Origin of the sequence: Collinsella sp. CLA-AA-H302, assembly GCF_040093305.1 — a bacterium.
GTDB lineage: Bacteria > Actinomycetota > Coriobacteriia > Coriobacteriales > Coriobacteriaceae > Collinsella.
The window spans coordinates 102,790-121,082 of the sequence record NZ_JBBNJW010000002.1 but is presented as its reverse complement, the minus strand read 5'-3'; the positions used below and the strand labels follow the sequence as shown (position 1 = coordinate 121,082).

Below are 18,293 nucleotides of genomic sequence, written 5' to 3'. Positions count from 1 at the left end.
CCCTCCTCCGGCAAGAAGGCAGGTTGCCAGCGAGATACGCCAGCAACGCGTTTCAAGCGGCGAAAGCCGAAGCGCGAGCAAAAACATCGCAGGCATTATTCACCAGCACCGCCACATATACAGCAGCAGGCACGGATTCGATTGAAACCGTGCCTGCTTTCTAGCATTATAAAATATATCGAACGTCTGTTCTATTCCCACTCGATCGTCGCGGGCGGCTTGGACGTGATGTCGTAGCACACGCGGTTGGCGCCGGGGACCTCGGCCACGATGCGGCCGGAGATGCGGGCCAGGACGTCGTAGGGCAGCTTGGCCCAGTCGGCGGTCATGGCATCGCTGGACTCGACGGCGCGCAGGATGATCGGGCGCTGGTAGGTGCGCTCGTCGCCCATAACGCCGACGGACTTAATGTCGGGCAGGACCGCGAAATACTGCCAGCAGCTGTGCTCGGAGTTGCGCTCGCCGGTCTGCTCAAACAGACGCTGGTTGTAGGCGTCGAGCTCCTCGCGCACGATAGCGTCGGCGTTTTTGAGGATCTCGAGCTTCTCCTTGTCGACCGCGCCGATGATGCGGATGGCCAGACCCGGGCCCGGGAAAGGCTGGCGGAACACGATATGACCCGGCAGGCCCAATGCCAGACCAAGCGCGCGGACCTCGTCCTTAAAGAAGTGGTCGAGCGGCTCAATGAGGTCGAAGTGCACGCCCTCGGGGAACGGGATCAGGTTGTGGTGGCTCTTGATGGTGGCCGTCTTGCCACCCGTCTTGCGAGCGCCGGACTCGATGATGTCGGGGTAGATGGTGCCCTGAGCCAGGTACTTGACCGGCTTGCCATCGGTCTCGAGCTGCTGCGCCACGGCGAAGAACTCTTTCCAGAACTGCGTGCCGATGATGCGACGCTTCTCCTCGGGCTCGGTCACGCCGGCCAGAAGCTCGGCATAACGGTCCTCGGCGTGGACGTGGATAAAGTCGACGTCAAACTGCTTGGTGAAGACCTCCTCCACCTGCTCGGGCTCACCCTTGCGCAGCAGGCCGTGGTTGATGAACACGCAGGTCATCTGCTTGCCCACGGCGCGAGCGCCCAGCGCAGCCACGACGGAGGAGTCGACGCCACCGGACAGGGCCAGAATCACGCGGTCGTCGCCGACCTTCTCGCGGAACTCGGCCGTCATGGTCTCGACCAGGTTGTCCATGCTCCAGTTGGGCTCCAGGCCGCAGATCTCAAACAGGAAGTTGCTCAGCAGCTGCTGACCGTACTCGGAGTGCTTGACCTCGGGGTGGAACTGCGTGGTGAAAATCTTGCGCTCGGCGCACTCCATGGCGGCAACCGGGCATACGTCGGTGCTGGCGGTAACGGTAAAGCCCTCGGGCACCTCGGACACGGCGTCGCGATGGCTCATCCACACGGTCTGCTCCATGGGCGTGGAGTTAAAGAGCTTGGCGCCAGCAGTGCGCGTAATAGTGGCGCGGCCGTACTCGCCCACCTCGGAGTGCCCGACCTTGCCGCCGAGCGTCACGGCCGTGATCTGATGGCCGTAGCAGAAGCCCAGGACGGGAAGGCCCAGGTCAAAGATAGCAGGATCGATGGACGGAGCGTCCTCGGCGTACACGGAGGCCGGGCCGCCAGAAAGGATGAGCGCAGAGGCGTTCATCTCGCGAATCTCATCGGCCGAGATGTCGCAGGGAACGATCTCGGAATACACGTTGAGGTCGCGGACGCGACGGGCAATGAGCTGACCGTACTGCGCACCAAAGTCGAGTACGAGGACCTTTGCGGAAGCCTTTTGATCCATGGTTTCCCCCTCCTGTTGGCGGGGAGCCGGTGCCCACCCGCGTGAATGAACGAAAATAACTTTCATAGTGTACACGTTATATGGGGTTTCTCGTCCCTCGCAGCCATCAGCGCACGGCAAACGCACGAGCCGGGCCCTTATTTGACGGCAATTGAAGTATTACTAAACATTACAGATGATGTATTACGTTTGAACATTGGACGCCCTGTGCCACAATACTGCCGAACGACTCCGCCTCTGCGGCGGCAAATACGATAGGAAAACCAGCATGAAGCGCATCCTTCTCATCGCCACGGGCGGCACCATCGCATCGACCGAGGACGGCAACGGCCTCTCCCCCGCCCTGACCGGTGAGGAGCTCGCCCAAAGTGTCCCCGAGATCTCGGGCCTCTGCGAGCTCGACGTCGTGCAGCCCATGAACATCGACAGCACCAATATGCGCCCGAGCGACTGGATGCGTATCCGCGACGTCATCGTCGAGGGTTATGCCGACCACGACGGCTTCGTGGTTCTGCACGGCACCGACACCATGAGCTACACCGCGGCAGCGCTTTCCTATCTGATTCAGGACAGTCGCAAGCCCATCGTGCTCACCGGCTCGCAAAAGCCCATGGGCAACCCCTTTACCGACGCCAAGCTCAATCTGTACCAGAGCCTGCTCTATGCGCTCGACGAGCATTCGCACGATGTCTCGATCGTGTTTGGCGGCGTGGCAATTGCCGGCACGCGCGCCCGCAAGCAGCGCACCATGAGCTTTAACGCGTTCATTAGCGTAAACTATCCGCCCATTGCCTACATCCGCAACGACCGCATCGTGCGCAACGGGCTTCACGGCACGCATCAGGGCGAAAACCCGGTGCGTTTCTACGACAGCATCGACCCGCGCGTATTTGTACTCAAGCTTACACCCGGCGTAAACCCGGGCATCCTCGACGCCCTTGCCGATAGCTACGACGCCGTGATTCTGGAGACCTTTGGCATTGGCGGTATTCCCGAGTTTGGCGAGTCCGGCGAGTCATTCCAGGAGGCAATTTTCCGCTGGGTCGATTCGGGCCGCACGGTCGTTATGACCACGCAGGTCCCCGAAGAGGGCCTTGACCTGGGTGTTTATGAGGTCGGCCGTGCCTACGCCGACCACCCGGGTATTTTGCGCGGCGACGACATGACCACCGAGACGCTCGTGGCCAAAACCATGTGGGCGCTCGGCCAGTCACGCGATGCGGCCGAAATTCAGCGCCTGTTCTACAGCCAGGTCAACCACGACCGCATCCCGATGGCGTAATTCAGTTGTCGACGGGTATCCCCTATTCGATCCCCTCGAGAAGCTCTGACACCGTCATGCCGAGTGCGGGCGCGATCTTAAATAGAACCTTGAGCGTGAAATTTGCCGTTCCATCTTCGATTCTGTCGAGATAGGGGCGGCTGATTCCTGCTGCCACACAAAAATCGACCTTGGAGATACCAAGGTCCCTGCGCGTCTGCTCGACTCGCTTGCCAAGAATCTGTTTCGCACGTTCGTCCATGCAGCCGAGTTTGAAATGGAGCTGAACAAAAACGTAAACTATAGTTTACGTTTTGCCGAATACACAGGAGTTTTCTATGTCGGGTTCTTCGGTCCGCATGCACCGAACTACGCTTCGCACAAACAGCGCACCGCCCAAGCTCGTCGTCGTTGAAGCTGAACGCCTTTCGCCCGATGAGCGCACAGCATTTGCATTGCTATCAAGTCGCGTCGCCGCCGTTCTGGTCCCTTGCCCGGCGCAAGGTGAACTTGCCATCCAATGCCAAGCGCATAGCTGCTCGCTCAATCAGGCTGCCGTAATCGCAACCAGCCAACGCGGTCTGCCCCTTCTCCTGGAAGCCGGTATCGCGCTCACCCTTCGCGGCGCCGGATACGAAAACGAGGCCGCCGCCGATATGGTCTTTAAACCACGATCGAGCGGCGGCCTCGCAGCAGCCATTGAATATGCGTGCAGGCTCGTTGCCTAAAAGGGCAAGCTAGAAACCAAGGCCAAAGCCCGTTCCGGTAATCGCCGAGTACATAAAGTAAACGTTGATCACGTTGAGGAACACGCCCGTGATGCAGCCGTTTCGCAGGTAGCGCTCGCACACGATGCGCGCCATGGCGGCGGAGTCATCATTGTTCTTGGCCTGGCGTCCCGCCGTAAAGTACGTCGCCACGCTCAGTAGCAGGTTGAGCACCGGCAGCGCCAGCAGCTCGTAGCTCTTGCCCCAGCGCGTCACCTCGCCGGCCGCGTTAAACTTCGTTGCCACCTCGGGACCAATGTTGGGGAGAACAAACGCCGCAACCACCAGCGGAAGCACCGCAAGCACCAGCAGCACGATGCCCATGCAGCCGGCCTTTTTGCCATATTTGAACATGCGCGCCGTCCTTACACGTTAAAACGGAAGTGCACGACGTCACCATCGGCCATGACATACTCTTTGCCCTCGATGCGCAGCTTACCGGCAGCCTTGGCGCCCTGCTCGCCACCGAGCTCGATGTAGTCGTCGTAGCCAATGACCTCGGCTTTAATAAAGCCGCGCTCAAAGTCAGTGTGAATGACACCAGCGGCCTGCGGGGCGGTCGCGCCCTGACGCACCGTCCAGGCCTTGACCTCCATCTCGCCAGCCGTAAAGAACGACTGCAGGCCGAGCAGCTTGTAGGCTGCCTGGGCGAGCACGTCCAGGCCGGGCTGCTCCAGGCCCAAGCTCTCCAGGTAATCGGCAGCGTCCTCGGGATCGAGCTCGGAAAGCTCGGCCTCGATCTTGGCGCAGATGGGCAGCGGCTTGACGCCGTCGATGGGCGCCAGGTCCTCGTTGAGCATGTCCTCGTCTACGTTGGCCACATACAGGATGGGCTTCATGGTGAGCAGGAACAGGCCCTTGGCGGCGGCGCGCTCCTCGTCGGTCATCTCCATGGACGCGGCGCGCTTGCCCTCGTTGAGCCAGGCAAGCAGGCGCTTGGCGACCTCAAACTTGGGCATGAGCTCCTTGTCGCGTTTGGCCTCTTTCTCGAGCTTGGGCAGCTGCTTCTCGAGCGTGCCCATATCGGCCAGGATAAGCTCGGTCATGATGGTGTCGGCGTCACCTGCGGGATCGACGAACTCGCCCGTGCGGCCCACCTCGCGCATGACGTTGGGGTCCTTAAAGTAGCGCACGACCTCGCAGATGGCATCGGTCTCGCGGATGTTTGCCAAAAACTGGTTGCCCAGGCCCTCGCCCTCGTTGGCGCCCTTCACCAGGCCGGCGATGTCGACAAACTCGACCGTCGCGGGCACAATGCGGCCCGGGTTGACGATGTCGGCAAGCTTTTGCAGGCGGCCATCGGGCACATCGACGATACCCACGTTGGGGTCGATTGTGGCGAACGGGTAGTTGGCGGCAAGGCCGGTCTTTTTGGTAAGCGCGGTGAACAGCGTCGACTTGCCCACGTTGGGCAGGCCCACGATACCGATGGAAAGGGACACGACAGCTCCTTTTGGTACAAGCATTTCAAACTGCATAAGTATAGCGCCGCCGCAGCATCCGGGCGAATCCGGACACCACGGCGGCACGAATGAAGCAGAGATAGAGGTCGCTGACTAGTCCGCGAGCTTTTCCACCTGGTCGAGCATCTTGTCAAGCTTGGCCTTTGCCTCGGCCTTGACCTTCTGGGCTTCTTCGTGAGCCTTCGCCTTCTGGGCGGCCTTTTCCTCGGCTTCGGGATCGACGACGACCAGATTGGACGCGTCGTGCTCGACCAGCTTGAGCGCATGCTCGGGACACACCTTGACGCAGGCACCACAGCCCAAGCAATACGTGGACTCCAGCGCAAAGCGGCCGCTTCCCACCAGGTCACAGGCGAACATGGGGCACGCGTTAACGCACTCGCCGCACGACGTGCACTTGTCAAAATCGCACTCCGGCGTGCTTACTTGCATGTTCTTGGCAAGCTCGGGGTGGTTTTGCAGCGTCGAGAGCACCAGCTGTCGCCCGTGCGTAAGCGAACGGCGACGCTTGGTCGTCGTGGTACCGCACATGGTGTTGAGTGTGCGCTCCAGCTGGGTAATCTGATGACGATGGGCTTTGAGCTTCTGTGTCACCGAAGCTAGCGCCGCCGTCGCCGGGTTGAGCTTAGTCACGGTTAGGCCCGTGGTGCGGGCGATCTTATCCATGTACTCCTTGCGCTCGTACTCGCGGCGCTTATGGCATTTGAGGCTCTTGGGGTCGACCTCCAGGCCCATGCCCGTACCGGCCCACTCCTCGGCAGTAGCGATGGCCTCGCCCAGCATGTCCTCGCCACCGGTGTTGCGGCATTTATCGCACACGCCCAGCGGCAGATACACGCTCACGTTGGAATAGTCGGCCAGTACTGAGAACCAGGTCTCGGCCGTAATATCGCCCACGCAGGCAACGACGACCTCGTTTTCGCGCGGCATGCGCTTAAGGGCACGCGTGCAGGTAACGTAGGCGGTCTCGTGGCTCGTAGCCGCCGAGACAATGTCGTCGTACAGGTTTTTGGGCGCCAGACGCGGCGAGATGATCGCCTCGGTCGGGCAGGCGGCGGCGCACAGGCCGCACTTGCGGCAGGAGTCGAGGACCTCGATGGCGTCTTCCTCGACCTCGATAGCGTTGACCGGGCACACGTCCATGCACGCGGTGCAGCCGGTCTTTTCGTTTTTACAAGTCAGGCACGGAATGGTGTTGCCGCGCGGACGCTCCTTGTAGTCGGCAGGATTCCACTGCGGCGCCGACGGATCGAGTGCGTCGGTCACACCGCCAAGCGGGTTTTTAAGAAAGTCGAAACCCTTGCTGATCTCGATAATGTCATCAAATAGATCGTGTTCCTGCGCCATGCGCGGCCCCTCCCTGAGCAGTGCAAACAAGCAAGAGATAATGATACGCTATCGGCCCACGCCTCGGGCAAATTACACGCGGAGCATCTTTGCGGCAACTAACCCATGGCAATCGCCACCTCGGTTGCACAAGGTCAATCAAGCGCCAAACTATCCCTCGCGCATGAGCTCGACGAGCTTTTGTTTGGTTACCTTGGCCTGCTCGTTGGCCATATTGCGTTCGTTTCTAAAGGCCGCATCCGCAACGCTCATCAGGTCGGCATCGGAAATCTCGCCAAGGCCCAGCTCCTCGAGCGTCGTCGGCAGACCGACGCGCTGACAAAACTCGAGCACCTGTTCAAGCTCGGGCGCACGCTCCAGACGAAGCTGGACCACCAGACCAAACGCTACGGCCTCGCCGTGCATAGCCTTGCACTCGGGCAAAATCGTCAGGCCGTTGGCGATGGCATGCGCCAACGCCAAGCCACCGCTCTCAAAGCCAACACCCGAAAGCAGGATGTTGCACTCGATCAGGCGCTCAACCGCCGGCGATGTACGCCCCTTTTTGAGATCGCGCTTGGCAGCGACGCCGCATTCCATAAGCGTGTCGTAGCAGGCACGTGCCGCGACCAGTGCCAAGTGCCCCGGCGCGCCACCGTGCTCGTTCGCACCTCTCGCCGCGGCGCACGAACGCGCCTCGAAGTACGTTGCCAGCGCATCGCCCATACCAGCGACCGTCATACGCAGTGGGGCCGCCGCGACCACGTTGGTATCGACCACGACCAGGTCTGGATTCTTCTCGAGCATCAGGTAGCGGTCGAACGACCCGTCCTCGTGATACAACACCGAAATCGCGCTGCACGGACCATCCATTGAGGCCGCCGTGGGGCATACACACAACGGCAGCTCAGCATAAAACGCAACGGCCTTTGCGATATCGAGCATCTTGCCGCCGCCAATGCCCACCACCATGTCGCAATACTCGGCCCGGGCTTCCTTGGCCATTTCTACAACGGCATCTTCCGTACACGGACCGTTGTAAATTTTAAAGAACGGCTCGCTTAGATCTTCATCCAGAAATCCATCGACGATCTGCCTGCACAGCCGATCCTCGGTGCCCTGGTCAAACAAGACATAGGCAGCGCAGCCCAACCATGACAAATACCTGCCCTGACGCGAAAGTTCGCCCGGCCCCTGAACATACCGGCCGGGACCGCCATAAACCATAGGAAGCGCCATACGAGAATCCGCCCTTCATCAAACAACGATTGGTGCAAAGTAACCTGACCCCCTTGCACCAGCTTGGTGCGATGGGGTCAGGTTAGTTTGCACCATAGCAAAAAAGGGGCAAAGCCATCTGCTTGCTTTGCCCCTTCCTTAGCTTGATTTACTCATCCATGAGATAGTAGTGGCCCAGAGCGTCGGCACCCAGGATGGCGTTTGCGACCATCTCGGGCGTCACCTCAAACGGCATGTTGCACATGGTGTCATCGGGCGCGCAGGCGGCCTCGGCAACAATCATGGCCCGCTCGCGCGTAAGCTCGGCAACGCCAAGTTCCTTCATCGTGACCGGCAGGCCCAGCTCAATGCAGAAGCCCAAGACTTCCTCGAGTTTCTCAGTCGGAGCATCCTCGAGTACCAGCTGAACGATGGTGCCAAAGGCGACCTTCTCGCCGTGATACATGCCGTGGCACTCGGACAGCATCGTCAGGCCATTGTGGATGGCATGAGCAGCAGCAAGGCCCGAGCTCTCAAAGCCAATGCCCGAAAGCAGCGTATTGGCCTCGATGATATGCTCGACGGCAGGCGTGAGCGCACCCTTCTCCAGCGCGACCTTGGCCTTGACGCCATCGGCCATGAGGGTCTCGTAGCAGAGCTTGGCAAGCGCCAGACCGGCCATGCCGCCTTTGCCACCGGCGCAGGTGCCACCGTCGGCATCGTGCGTCGCCTGGGCCTCAAAGTAGGTTGCGAGCGCGTCGCCCATACCTGCCACCGTCAGGCGTACCGGGCTCGCCGCGATAACCGTCGTATCCATAAGAACGATATTGGGGTTTGCCTTAAGGAACAGGTACTTATCGAACTGACCGTCGTCGGTGTAGAGCACCGAAAGTGCCGAGCACGGCGCATCGGTCGAGGCGATGGTGGGGCAAATGATAACCGGGGACTCCAGGTAGTAGGCAACGGCCTTAGCGGTATCGAGGATCTTGCCGCCACCGACGCCGACGATGATGTCGCAGCCGTTGTCGCGCGCGAGCGCAACCAGGCGGTCGACCTCGCCCTTGGAGCACTCGCCGTTAAAGTCCTCAAACAGCAGCTCGGCCTTAGCCTCGTCAAAACCGCCCTCGATCTTGGCACCGACGCGCTTCTTGCCCGAAGGCGTCACGATGACGAGGGCCTTAGCGCCGAGCGGCTCGACATAGGAGCCGAGCTTGGCGAGCTCGTCCGGACCCTGGATGTACTTGCTGGGGCTATTGAAAATTGCAGCCATAACTATCCCATTCTCTAAAAGAAAAAAGAAAGGGGCTCCGTACAGATACGTGCGGAGCCCCTCGTTACGATAACAAGAGTCGATTAGAAATCGATGTCGGTGTCGTAGTAGCAGGCCTTGAGGATCTTCTCGAAGTCGGCAGCCTTGGTCTCACGCGGGTTCTCCGGCGTGCAGGCGTCGGTCTCGGCGTTCGCGGCGATCTCGGGCAGCTTGGCGAGGAACTCCTCCTCGGAAACCATCTGCGGGTTCTCGGCGTCGACCTTCACGCCGCCATTCGCGTAATCCTTGATGGACTGCGGAATGTTGAGCTGGTCGTTGAGGTCGCGGATCTTCTGGACGAGCGCAGCGATGAGCTCCTCGTTGGTCTCGCCGGGAAGGTGCAGGATCTCCTTGGCCACGTAAGCGTAACGCTCGGCAGCACGGGGATCCTTGGAGTTCCACTGGATGACCTTGCCCAGGTACATGGCGTTAGCAGCACCGTGGATGATGTGGCCGTTCTCAAAGGCTGCACCGGTCTTGTGAGCCATGGAGTGAACGATGCCGAGCAGACCCGAGGAGAAGGCGATACCGGCGATGCACTGAGCCTCGTGCATGTGCTGACGGGCCTCATGGTCGCCAGCATAGGACTTGGGCAGCCACTCGACGATCTCGCGGATGCCGTGCAGGGCGTTGGCATCGGTGAACATAGAAGCGCAGGTGGAAACGTAGGCCTCCATGCAGTGGGTCAGAGCGTCCATGCCGGTGTGAGCGCAAAGCTTAGCAGGCATGGTGTAGGTGAGCTCGGGGTCGACGATGGCGACATCCGGGGTGATGTTGAAGTCGGCCAGCGGGTACTTGATGCCCTTGGCGTAGTCGGTGATGACGGAGAAGGCAGTGACCTCGGTAGCGGTACCGGAGGTAGAGGAGATGGCGCAGAAATGAGCCTTCTGACGCAGCTCGGGGAAGCTGAACGGCTGGATGATGTTATCGAAGGACTCCTCGGGATACTCGTAGAAGACCCACATGGCCTTAGCGGCATCGATGGGCGAGCCGCCGCCGATGGCGATAATCCAGTCGGGCTCGAACTCGCGCATGGCCTCGGCGCCCTTCATGACCGTCTCGATGGACGGATCGGACTCGACGCCCTCGAACAGCTTGACCTCGAAGCCGCCTTCCTTAAGGTCGGCCTCAACGTCCTGCAGGAACCCGCCGCGGCGCATAGAGCTGCCGCCAGAAACGATGATGGCCTTCTTGCCCTTGAGGTTCTTCACCTCGTGGCGAGCGCCCTCACCAAAGTACAGATCGCGAGGATTGGTAAAACGTCCCATACTGTGCCTCCTAAACAAGCCCCTCTTAGACTTGCGTATATAACGGAGCACCCGATTGGCTCCGTTAGGACCGTTTTGCGCGTTGCCGGCGATGACAATGCGCGATGTCTAAACGTCTCAACGCTCAGACAAACACTATTTTACCGTTCTGGTTGGTCAGTTATTCACCGAAAGCCAACAATGATGAAACGTTTTTTCTATCTCTGAAGACCCTTGTGGGGCATTCATACTCCCAAGCTGGGCAAACGTTTTATCAAGGTTGACTACATATCCCGGGCAGGACTGTGCCCCTCCAAAATGCGCCCCGTTCGCCGCCAAAAATCGACCGTTTGCGGCACCGTGATACCACTCGGTCGTCCAGGGTGCCGACATTTGTGCGACATCCGTCTTCGTGGTGCAAAGGTGCATGTCGGAGCGTGGCGCCACCGGCGCGCCACATGCGGGTAAACTAGAGCGTTATATAGAGATATTTGAACCCTAACCGCAGCAAAGGAGGCTCCATGGCATTCGACCCCATACAAGAGGATTGCCATCGCCTCGTTCTTGAGGCCTTGCGCCGCGACAATATCCCGCTCACCGACGGCCCCGCTGTAGAGCGTCTGATGGAACAATTCACCCGTAACCCCGCGCCGCTCATCGTGCACGATCGCGACCGAGCTGGGCATCTGATTGCCAAGGTCGTCGAGGCTGTCGACTATCGCATTCCCTTTATCCCTGACGACACCCAGGCAGAGCAAGAAGAGACCGCAGCCGAGAACATGCTCCGCGAGGCAGCCGCGCTCGATCCGGCCAACTGGGATGCCCAGCGCATGCTGACCGCCCTCACCGCCGAATCCAACGAGGAATACGTACAGTATCTGGTGTCCAAGTGCGACGAGGTGGAGCATGATCTGACACTCAAGATTGCCTCGGCTCAGGACCCCTACGAGCGCGAGGCCGCAGGTGACCTGACCCGCCGTCCCTACCTGCGCTGGCTTGCCGCCTTGGCATCGCGCGCGCTCATTAGCGGCCGCTACCGTATGTCGCTGGATGCCGCGAATCGCAGCCTGGACTTTGCACCCAACGACCCCGCCGGCGTCCGCCACACCGCGATGCTTGCCATGGCAAAGCTCGAATACCCCGCCGAGGAGCTCAAGCGCTTTCGCTCTGCCCACTCCGTCCCCTATCTCGCCAACACGCCGCTACGCCGTCGTCCCAAGGACGCGGAGCGCGACTTGGACCCGTGGACGCTCATCGCGCTGATGAGCGCTGCCTGGCGCGAGCTGGACTACGAGGGTGCCGAGCACTACTTACGCATCCTTGCACGCTCGTGCCCGCACGCAGCCGAGGCGCTCTACTTCCAAACCGAGTTTCCCGATGGCGTCTATGCCCGCGTCAACGTGGGTGTGGGCTCCACCGACGAGCTTGTCCTTGCGCTGTCCGAGGCGACGCCGGTACTGCAGGAGGGCCTGGGCGCCCCCGACAACGCCAGCTTTGCCGCCTGGGTCGCCACCAACGACATCGTGCGTTCCCAGATCGACGAGCGCATCCTGCGGGCGGCCGAGCAGGGCTTGCCGTTTAAGGGAGGAGACCTCTAATGGATCCGAGCGTCTACATCCCTGCCTACCTGGAGCGCGTCTACGTTGCGTCGCACCCCGAACTCACCGATGCAGCACGCGAGCTTGTCCATAACGATGTGAGCGTCAGCCCTCATAAGTATGCGCAGACCGAGCATGCCCAAGCGCTGCTGTCCTATGCCGGCGTCCACCGCCACCTGCTCGACGAGCTCCATCGCATCGAGGACATGGGCAGCGATGAGGAGTTCGAGCAGACGCGCAACCGCCTGTTCGACGACATGCGCGATGAGCTGCTCAAGATCGTCCGCATCGATGCGTATGTCCTCGATGCCCAGCTGCTCGCCATCATTTTGGCGGACACGCCCGTCGACGCCTGCCTGGGCGACCTGATGAAACTCGAGGCGACCACGGCCGATTACCTGCAGCAAAGCGTGCCCGGGTTCGACATGGAGGCCCCACACTACTGGGCCAACAAGGTTTTGACGGACGGCGTGACGGCGGCCGATCTCACCGTAAGCGAGCCGGCGCTTATCGGGTGGCTCCACACGCTCGAGGCCATCTCGCAGCTGTGCATGGCGAGCGCTCGTTACCGTGCCGCCGCCAACTATTCTCGCCGTGTTCTTAAGGCGGAGGGCTATCCCACCCGAGCTGCAGGCACCGTGCTACTCGCCCTCGCTCGTCTGGAAGACGAGGACGGCTTTTTTGCCCTGGCCCACCAGCTCGAGGAACAGATGGGGGCCGATGTCCTCGAGGACTCCCCCTGGTACCTGCTCGCCCGCACGATCTTGCTGTTCAAAACGAACAAGATGCGCCCGGCCACACGCGCGCTGCGCGAGTTTGCCAACCGCTGCGAGGGCGGCGCGTTCTTTTTGCTGAACCCCACGTATCAGACACCGTACCTTCCCTGCCGGCCCGAGCCGCACGACCCCTGGGACCTTTCGCATCAGGCAGTTTGGGAAGCCGACGGCATCATCTCGGATACTCCCGACTTTGCCCCCTGGGCCAGCGCTTGCGAAGACGTATCGCAGCTTGCCCAGGAATTTGCGCGCCGTTACGGCTTTTAACGGCGCAAACGTCACGACCATGTCATTCACGTTAGGAACGGCTTCATGAACTTCCGCTCATCTCTCGCCTGCACCTCGAGCGATATCGCCCGCTGGGGGCTGCGCTCCGTCCTTAAGCGCCAGGGCGGCGTACTCCCCGGCCGCATCGCCATGAAGATCGACCCCGAGTTGCTGAGCGACCTCGCGGACCTTGTCGACCGCAGCGTGGTAATCACCGGCACCAACGGCAAGACCACCACCTCCAACCTCATCGCCGACGCCGTTGCCGCCAGCGGCGCCACCGTGGTATGCAACCGTGCCGGAAACAACATGGAGCCGGGCGTGGTGGGCGCCCTGCTCGAGAGCCGCAGCGATCTTAAGCGTGCCGGAAGCGGCAAGCGCGTAGGCGTCTTTGAGTGCGACGAGCTCTACACGGTGCGCGTCCTGCCCAAGCTCAAGCCGACCTACTTTGTGCTGCTCAACCTGTTCCGCGACCAGCTGGACCGCTACGGCGAGATCGACCACACCCAGGACGTCATCGCCCACGCGCTGGAGCTTTCGCCGGCAACGACGCTCATCTATAACGCCGACGATCCGCTGTGCGCCTCGATCGCCGCACGCGTCCCCAACACGAGCATCGCCTTTGGCATCGACGGTGCCACGGGCACCGAGTCCGATCGCATTAGCGACTCGCGTTTTTGCTCGCAGTGCAACGCGCCGTTGGAATACGACTATGTGCAGTACGGCCAGCTCGGCGCCTATCATTGTCCTTCGTGCGGCTGGGCCCGCCCTGGGCTTGTCCGTCGCGTGACGGGCGTGGAACTCGGCTGCGACGGCTACGGCTTTGACCTGAACTTTGGACCCGAAGCACAAGCGCCCGCAACGCACATCGCCACGCGCTACAACGGCCTGTACATGGTCTACAACGTTGCCGCCGCCTTCTTTGCGGCGCGCGAGTTGGGCGTGGACGCGGCACATCTGCAGCCAACGCTCGATGCCTACGTCCCCGCCGGCGGACGCATGGGCCGCTGGGAGATCGCCGGCCGTACCGTCGAGGCGAACCTGGCCAAAAATCCCGTGGGCTTCGATCGCCAGATCCAGTCCATTAAAACGGCAGGCGGCAGGCTCTGCGCCTTCTTCCTGAACGACAACGACGCCGACGGCCACGATGTCTCGTGGATCTACGACGTCGACTTCGAGCGCATCGCCGATACCCCAGGGCTTATCGCCTTTGTCGGGGGTACGCGCGCGCACGATATGCAGGTACGCCTGAAGTACGCCGGCATCGACGCCGCCATCATCTCGAATATCGAGCAGGCGATCGGCGCCGCGGCAGACGAGGAGGCTGGCGATACGTTCTACGCCGTCGCCAACTACACGGCCTTCCCGCCGCTGGTCAAGGAGCTCGACGAGCTTAAGGGCACCGATGCGAGCTCGGTTGCCTCCCACGCCGTAACGCGCGCCGATGGCAGCGCTGTCCCCACCGACATTGTGCCGGTCGAGCTCTCGCGCCCCCTGCGCATCGTCTATCTGTACCCCGATGCCCTCAACCTCTACGGCGACGGCGGCAACGTCATTGCCCTCGAGCACCGCTGCGCCTGGCGTGGCATTCCCGTGCGCGTGGACGAAGTCCGTATGGGCGAGACGCTCGATCTCACCGACGCCGACATCGTCATGATGGGCGGTGGCTCCGACCGCGACCAGCTGGCCGTGGCACACGAACTGTTCGCTCAAAAAGACAAGGTCGCAGCCTATGTTGAGGACGGTGGCTCGCTGCTCGCTATCTGCGGCAGCTATCAGCTGCTCGGCCGTTCGTACTATATGGGCGAGAATCGCATCGATGGCCTGGGCGTCGTTGCCGCCGAAACCGTGCGCGGCTCCGATCGCCTGATCGGCAACGTCGCCGTCAAGACCGACCTGGCACCCGAGCCCTTTGTGGGATTCGAGAACCACGGCGGCCGCACCCTGCTCGATGCAGAGGCCACGCCGCTCGGAACGTCCGTCGTCGTGGGCACCGGCAACAACGGCGACGATGGCTTTGAGGGTCTGATCTACAAGGGAGTCATCGGCACGTACCTGCACGGACCAGCGCTACCCAAGAACCCCGAGCTCGCCGACTGGCTCATCGCCCACGCCCTTGAGCGCCGTGGCGACGCACAGGCCGCCGCCCTGCTGCCGCTCAAACCCCTCGACGACACCTACGAGCACGCCGCCCACGACGCCGCGATGAAGCTCCTCCCCTAACGCCCCAACCACCACAAAGGGACAGGCACCTTTGTGGTGGTTTTCCAGTTTGCCAACGATATACGCGCCGGCAAAAAAGTCTGCTATACTCTTTCCCGCTGTCCCCATCGTCTAGCGGCCAAGGACGCCACCCTTTCAAGGTGGATATCGCGGGTTCGAATCCCGCTGGGGGCACCATTTAAATTAAGAAGCCCGTTACCCCCGCGGTGACGGGCTTTTTGCTACCCATGTGCCGGGATTCGAACCCGACAGGGTGCGGATCCCGGCATCTCCCGATGGACCGTGGGCAAAAAATGGCAAATATGAGTACTGTTACCAATTTAGTAACAGCGATTTCATGCCATCAGAAGGCAATTTGGACACCAGGCGTCCTACGGCGGAGGAATTGCAGGCGTTCATCAGCTAAGTACTTGGACATATGTTGCGTAATACTGCATTTTTTGCAAAAAAAATAATGCTACAGGGCTTGTGACAGTACTCATATTTGACGTTTTTTGCCCACGACCCCTTATTGCGTGGGCGAATCAGTTGCAAAACGGACTCCAAAGCGTCCCTCGCAAATAAAAAGCCGAGGCCCGCGCGATGCGGACCCCGGCTCAATACCGTGACGATATGTCGGTTACGCTCTACACGTAGAACAGGATGTCGTCGTAGGTCGGGACCGGCCAGTAGTCGGCTGCCACGATCTCCTCCATGGCATCCACGGCGGCGCGCAGCGTATCCATAGCGGGAACGACCTCGTGTGCATACACATTGGCCTGCTCCTGGCCATCGAGGGCCTCGGCCTTCTGATGCACGGCGTCGAGCGCCTTGATGGAGTCGTTGATGGCGGTGATACCGTTGCAGAGCTTGTTGAGCGTGTTCTGCTCGCACTGCATGGCAGCCTCAGCACCGGCGGCACGAATAGTCTCAAGGCCCTTAGCGACCTTGGTGGCATAGGCGGTAATGACCGGGCGATAGGTACGACGCGCCTCGCGAACCATCGTGGTGGCCTCGATGTTCATGAGCTTGTTGTACTTCTCGAGCTTACAGTCGTAGCGGCACTGTGCCTCGGCGCGGGTCAGGACGCCCGTCTCCTCAAAGAGCGCGATAGCCTTATCGGAAACAAAGGCGGGAAGCGCGTCGGCCGTGGTCTTGTTGTTGGCAAGGCCGCGCTTCTCGGCCTCGATGGGCCACTCGTCGGAGTAACCGTCGCCGGAGAACAGGATACGCTGGTGATCGGTCAGCACCTTCTTGCAGTACTCGAGCGCGGCGTCCTGGAACTTATCCTCGGGCGTACCCTCGAGTGCGTCGGCGAAGGACTTGAGCGACTTGGCCACGGCGGCATCGAGTACCAGGTTGGAGTCGGAGACGTTCTGCTCGGAGCCGCAAGCGCGGAACTCAAACTTGTTGCCGGTGAAAGCAAACGGGGAGGTGCGGTTGCGGTCAGTGTTGTCCTGCATCAGCTTGGGCAGGGTATCGGCGCCCAGGTCAAGCACACCGCGCGTGGCATGAACGGAAGCCTTGCCATCAATGATCTTCTCGACGACCTCGGTAAGCTGGTCGCCCAGGAAGATGGACATAATCGCCGGAGGAGCCTCGTTGGCGCCCAGACGATGATCGTTGCCGGCCGAGGCAACAGAGGCACGCAGGAGTTCCTGATAGTTATCGACGGCCTCGATCACCGCGGTGAGGAAGACGATGAACTGCAGGTTGTCGAGCGGGGTGTCGCCCGGGTCGAGCAGGTTCTCGGACTCGGTGCCAAGCGACCAGTTGTTGTGCTTGCCCGAACCGTTGATGCCCTCGAAGGGCTTCTCGTGCAGCAGGCAGACCAGGTCATGGCGGGAGGCGATGAGCTTCATCTTCTCCATCATGACCAGGTTCTGGTCGATGGCTTCGTTGACCTCGCCATAGACGGGGGCGAGCTCATGCTGGCAGGGAGCAACCTCGTTGTGCTTGGTCTTGGCGGGAATGCCGAGCGCCCACAGCTCGTTGTCCAGGTCCTTCATATAGGACGAGACGGTGGGACGGATTGCGCCAAAGTAGTGCTCCTCGAGCTCCTGGCCCTTGCAGGGAGCGGCGCCAAAGAGCGTGCGGCCGGTGATGACCAGGTCCTTGCGCTTGCGGTAGGCATCCTTCTTGATCAGGAAGTACTCCTGCTCGTCGCCCACGGAAGGAACGACCTTCTTGGGGGTCTTGCCAAAGAGTGCCAGCACACGCTTGGACTCACGCGAGAGCGCGGTCATGGAGCGCAGCAGCGGGGTCTTCTTGTCCAGGGCCTCGCCCGTGTAGGAGCAGAAAGCCGTGGGGATGCACAGGACATCGTCCTTAATGAATGCGGGGCTGGTGGGATCCCAAGCGGTGTAGCCACGGGCCTCGAAGGTGGCACGCAGGCCGCCGTTGGGGAAGCTCGAGGCATCAGGCTCGCCCTGGATGAGGTTCTTGCCCGTAAACTTGGTAATGGCGGTGCCGTCGTGGTTGGGCTCGAGGAAGCTGTCGTGCTTCTCGGAAGTAATGCCCGAAAGCGGCTGGAACCAGTGTGCGTAGTGCGTCGCGCCCTTGGAGATGGCCCAGACCTTCATGGCGTGGGCAACGGCGTTGGCCACATCCAGGTCGAGCGGCTCACCATCCTCGAGGGTTGCAGCAAGGCGCTTCCAAATGTCCTTGGGGAGGTAGTCCTTCATGACTTCCTCAGAGAACACCATGGTCCCGAAGCGGTCAGTAAGTTCGGCCATACGGAACTCCCTTCGTATCGGCACCGCGTGAGAAGCGGTGTTGATTACTAACGAACGAGTCATAGCTTAGGCTCGCCGTGTTTCCGCGACATTACCGTTGTGTTGCTGTCGCGAAACCAATCAATGAGGTTACCGCATCGCGGCAGTATTGCCACCCTTAACAGCCAATGAACTGTATAAATTGCAGACCTCCCCGCATGGTTAAAGGGTAGCTATTTGAGACGGGGCTATTTTAGCTGCCTCGGCTGCCAGCGCTAGCGTTTTGCCTGACTGACGGTCGAGGTAGCTAAAATGGCCCCGCCGGGAACACACCCGACGGGGCCATGATCAACAG

14 protein-coding genes and 1 tRNA gene are annotated in these 18,293 nt (G+C 60.9%); 6 read left to right on the top strand and 9 right to left on the bottom strand.

Going from position 1 to position 18,293, the window contains the following annotated elements; translation table 11 throughout:
- Window positions 1–191 precede the first annotated feature (191 nt).
- Window positions 192–1,790, bottom strand: coding sequence for a glutamine-hydrolyzing GMP synthase (gene guaA, locus AAAV21_RS01800; RefSeq protein WP_349107026.1), 1,599 nt, complete (start codon window positions 1,788–1,790; stop codon window positions 192–194).
- Between the two features lie 268 nt (window positions 1,791–2,058).
- Between guaA and AAAV21_RS01795 the strand changes: the two genes are divergently transcribed.
- Window positions 2,059–3,072 (top strand): asparaginase, encoded by a 1,014-nt coding sequence (locus AAAV21_RS01795; protein ID WP_349107024.1) that lies wholly within the window; start codon window positions 2,059–2,061, stop codon window positions 3,070–3,072.
- A gap of 22 nt (window positions 3,073–3,094) precedes the next feature.
- Here AAAV21_RS01795 and AAAV21_RS01790 read toward each other — a convergent pair whose 3' ends face one another.
- Window positions 3,095–3,313 carry a helix-turn-helix transcriptional regulator gene (locus AAAV21_RS01790; protein ID WP_117757405.1) on the bottom strand — a complete coding sequence of 73 codons (219 nt, stop codon included), beginning with the start codon at window positions 3,311–3,313 and terminating at the stop codon, window positions 3,095–3,097.
- Between the two features lie 76 nt (window positions 3,314–3,389).
- Here AAAV21_RS01790 and AAAV21_RS01785 point away from each other — a divergent pair, with 76 nt between their 5' ends.
- A complete protein-coding gene (locus tag AAAV21_RS01785) occupies window positions 3,390–3,779 on the top strand; it encodes a hypothetical protein (RefSeq protein WP_349107022.1) in 390 nt (129 codons plus the stop codon).
- A gap of 9 nt (window positions 3,780–3,788) precedes the next feature.
- Here AAAV21_RS01785 and AAAV21_RS01780 read toward each other — a convergent pair whose 3' ends face one another.
- From AAAV21_RS01780 to AAAV21_RS01755, 6 genes are all read right to left on the bottom strand, one after another.
- Window positions 3,789–4,172 (bottom strand): DUF1648 domain-containing protein, encoded by a 384-nt coding sequence (locus AAAV21_RS01780; RefSeq protein WP_349107020.1) that lies wholly within the window; start codon window positions 4,170–4,172, stop codon window positions 3,789–3,791.
- Window positions 4,173–4,183: 11 nt separating this feature from the next.
- Window positions 4,184–5,260: a redox-regulated ATPase YchF gene (gene ychF, locus AAAV21_RS01775; RefSeq protein WP_349107018.1), complete on the bottom strand. Its 1,077-nt coding sequence runs from the start codon at window positions 5,258–5,260 to the stop codon at window positions 4,184–4,186.
- 114 nt (window positions 5,261–5,374) lie between these two features.
- Window positions 5,375–6,628 (bottom strand): 4Fe-4S binding protein, encoded by a 1,254-nt coding sequence (locus AAAV21_RS01770; protein ID WP_349107017.1) that lies wholly within the window; start codon window positions 6,626–6,628, stop codon window positions 5,375–5,377.
- Between the two features lie 150 nt (window positions 6,629–6,778).
- Window positions 6,779–7,846 carry a glycerol dehydrogenase gene (locus AAAV21_RS01765; protein WP_349107014.1) on the bottom strand — a complete coding sequence of 356 codons (1,068 nt, stop codon included), beginning with the start codon at window positions 7,844–7,846 and terminating at the stop codon, window positions 6,779–6,781.
- A gap of 148 nt (window positions 7,847–7,994) precedes the next feature.
- Entirely contained in the window at window positions 7,995–9,095 is a 1,101-nt protein-coding gene (locus AAAV21_RS01760) for a glycerol dehydrogenase (protein ID WP_349107012.1), read from the bottom strand.
- 83 nt (window positions 9,096–9,178) lie between these two features.
- A complete protein-coding gene (locus tag AAAV21_RS01755; protein WP_117583326.1) occupies window positions 9,179–10,402 on the bottom strand; it encodes an iron-containing alcohol dehydrogenase in 1,224 nt (407 codons plus the stop codon).
- A gap of 500 nt (window positions 10,403–10,902) precedes the next feature.
- On the opposite strand from AAAV21_RS01755, the gene AAAV21_RS01750 reads away from it, so the two are divergent.
- The 4 genes from AAAV21_RS01750 (at window position 10,903) to AAAV21_RS01735 (ending at window position 15,422) form a co-directional block, all read left to right on the top strand.
- The gene (locus AAAV21_RS01750) at window positions 10,903–11,979 is read left to right on the top strand and encodes a hypothetical protein (protein WP_349107011.1); all 1,077 of its coding nucleotides are present in this window, start codon (window positions 10,903–10,905) and stop codon (window positions 11,977–11,979) included.
- Window positions 11,979–13,022 carry a hypothetical protein gene (locus tag AAAV21_RS01745; protein ID WP_349107008.1) on the top strand — a complete coding sequence of 348 codons (1,044 nt, stop codon included), beginning with the start codon at window positions 11,979–11,981 and terminating at the stop codon, window positions 13,020–13,022. The genes AAAV21_RS01750 and AAAV21_RS01745 overlap by 1 nt, the downstream gene beginning before the upstream one ends.
- A 45-nt stretch (window positions 13,023–13,067) precedes the next feature.
- A complete protein-coding gene (locus AAAV21_RS01740) occupies window positions 13,068–15,245 on the top strand; it encodes a MurT ligase domain-containing protein (protein ID WP_349107006.1) in 2,178 nt (725 codons plus the stop codon).
- A gap of 100 nt (window positions 15,246–15,345) precedes the next feature.
- Window positions 15,346–15,422 (top strand) — tRNA-Glu (locus AAAV21_RS01735).
- A gap of 449 nt (window positions 15,423–15,871) precedes the next feature.
- Here the strand turns inward: AAAV21_RS01735 and AAAV21_RS01730 are convergent.
- Window positions 15,872–17,959, bottom strand: coding sequence for a glutamine synthetase III (locus AAAV21_RS01730; RefSeq protein WP_349107004.1), 2,088 nt, complete (start codon window positions 17,957–17,959; stop codon window positions 15,872–15,874).
- Window positions 17,960–18,293: the final 334 nt, after the last annotated feature.

Coding starts and splice junctions, on each gene's coding strand:
- guaA (WP_349107026.1), bottom strand. CDS start 1,790: ATGGATCAAAAGGCTTCCGCAAAGGTCCTCGTACTCGACTTTGGTGCG.
- AAAV21_RS01795 (WP_349107024.1), top strand. CDS start 2,059: ATGAAGCGCATCCTTCTCATCGCCACGGGCGGCACCATCGCATCGACC.
- AAAV21_RS01790 (WP_117757405.1), bottom strand. CDS start 3,313: ATGGACGAACGTGCGAAACAGATTCTTGGCAAGCGAGTCGAGCAGACG.
- AAAV21_RS01785 (WP_349107022.1), top strand. CDS start 3,390: ATGTCGGGTTCTTCGGTCCGCATGCACCGAACTACGCTTCGCACAAAC.
- AAAV21_RS01780 (WP_349107020.1), bottom strand. CDS start 4,172: ATGTTCAAATATGGCAAAAAGGCCGGCTGCATGGGCATCGTGCTGCTG.
- AAAV21_RS01770 (WP_349107017.1), bottom strand. CDS start 6,628: ATGGCGCAGGAACACGATCTATTTGATGACATTATCGAGATCAGCAAG.
- AAAV21_RS01765 (WP_349107014.1), bottom strand. CDS start 7,846: ATGGCGCTTCCTATGGTTTATGGCGGTCCCGGCCGGTATGTTCAGGGG.
- AAAV21_RS01760 (WP_349107012.1), bottom strand. CDS start 9,095: ATGGCTGCAATTTTCAATAGCCCCAGCAAGTACATCCAGGGTCCGGAC.
- AAAV21_RS01755 (WP_117583326.1), bottom strand. CDS start 10,402: ATGGGACGTTTTACCAATCCTCGCGATCTGTACTTTGGTGAGGGCGCT.
- AAAV21_RS01750 (WP_349107011.1), top strand. CDS start 10,903: ATGGCATTCGACCCCATACAAGAGGATTGCCATCGCCTCGTTCTTGAG.
- AAAV21_RS01745 (WP_349107008.1), top strand. CDS start 11,979: ATGGATCCGAGCGTCTACATCCCTGCCTACCTGGAGCGCGTCTACGTT.
- AAAV21_RS01740 (WP_349107006.1), top strand. CDS start 13,068: ATGAACTTCCGCTCATCTCTCGCCTGCACCTCGAGCGATATCGCCCGC.
- AAAV21_RS01730 (WP_349107004.1), bottom strand. CDS start 17,959: ATGGCCGAACTTACTGACCGCTTCGGGACCATGGTGTTCTCTGAGGAA.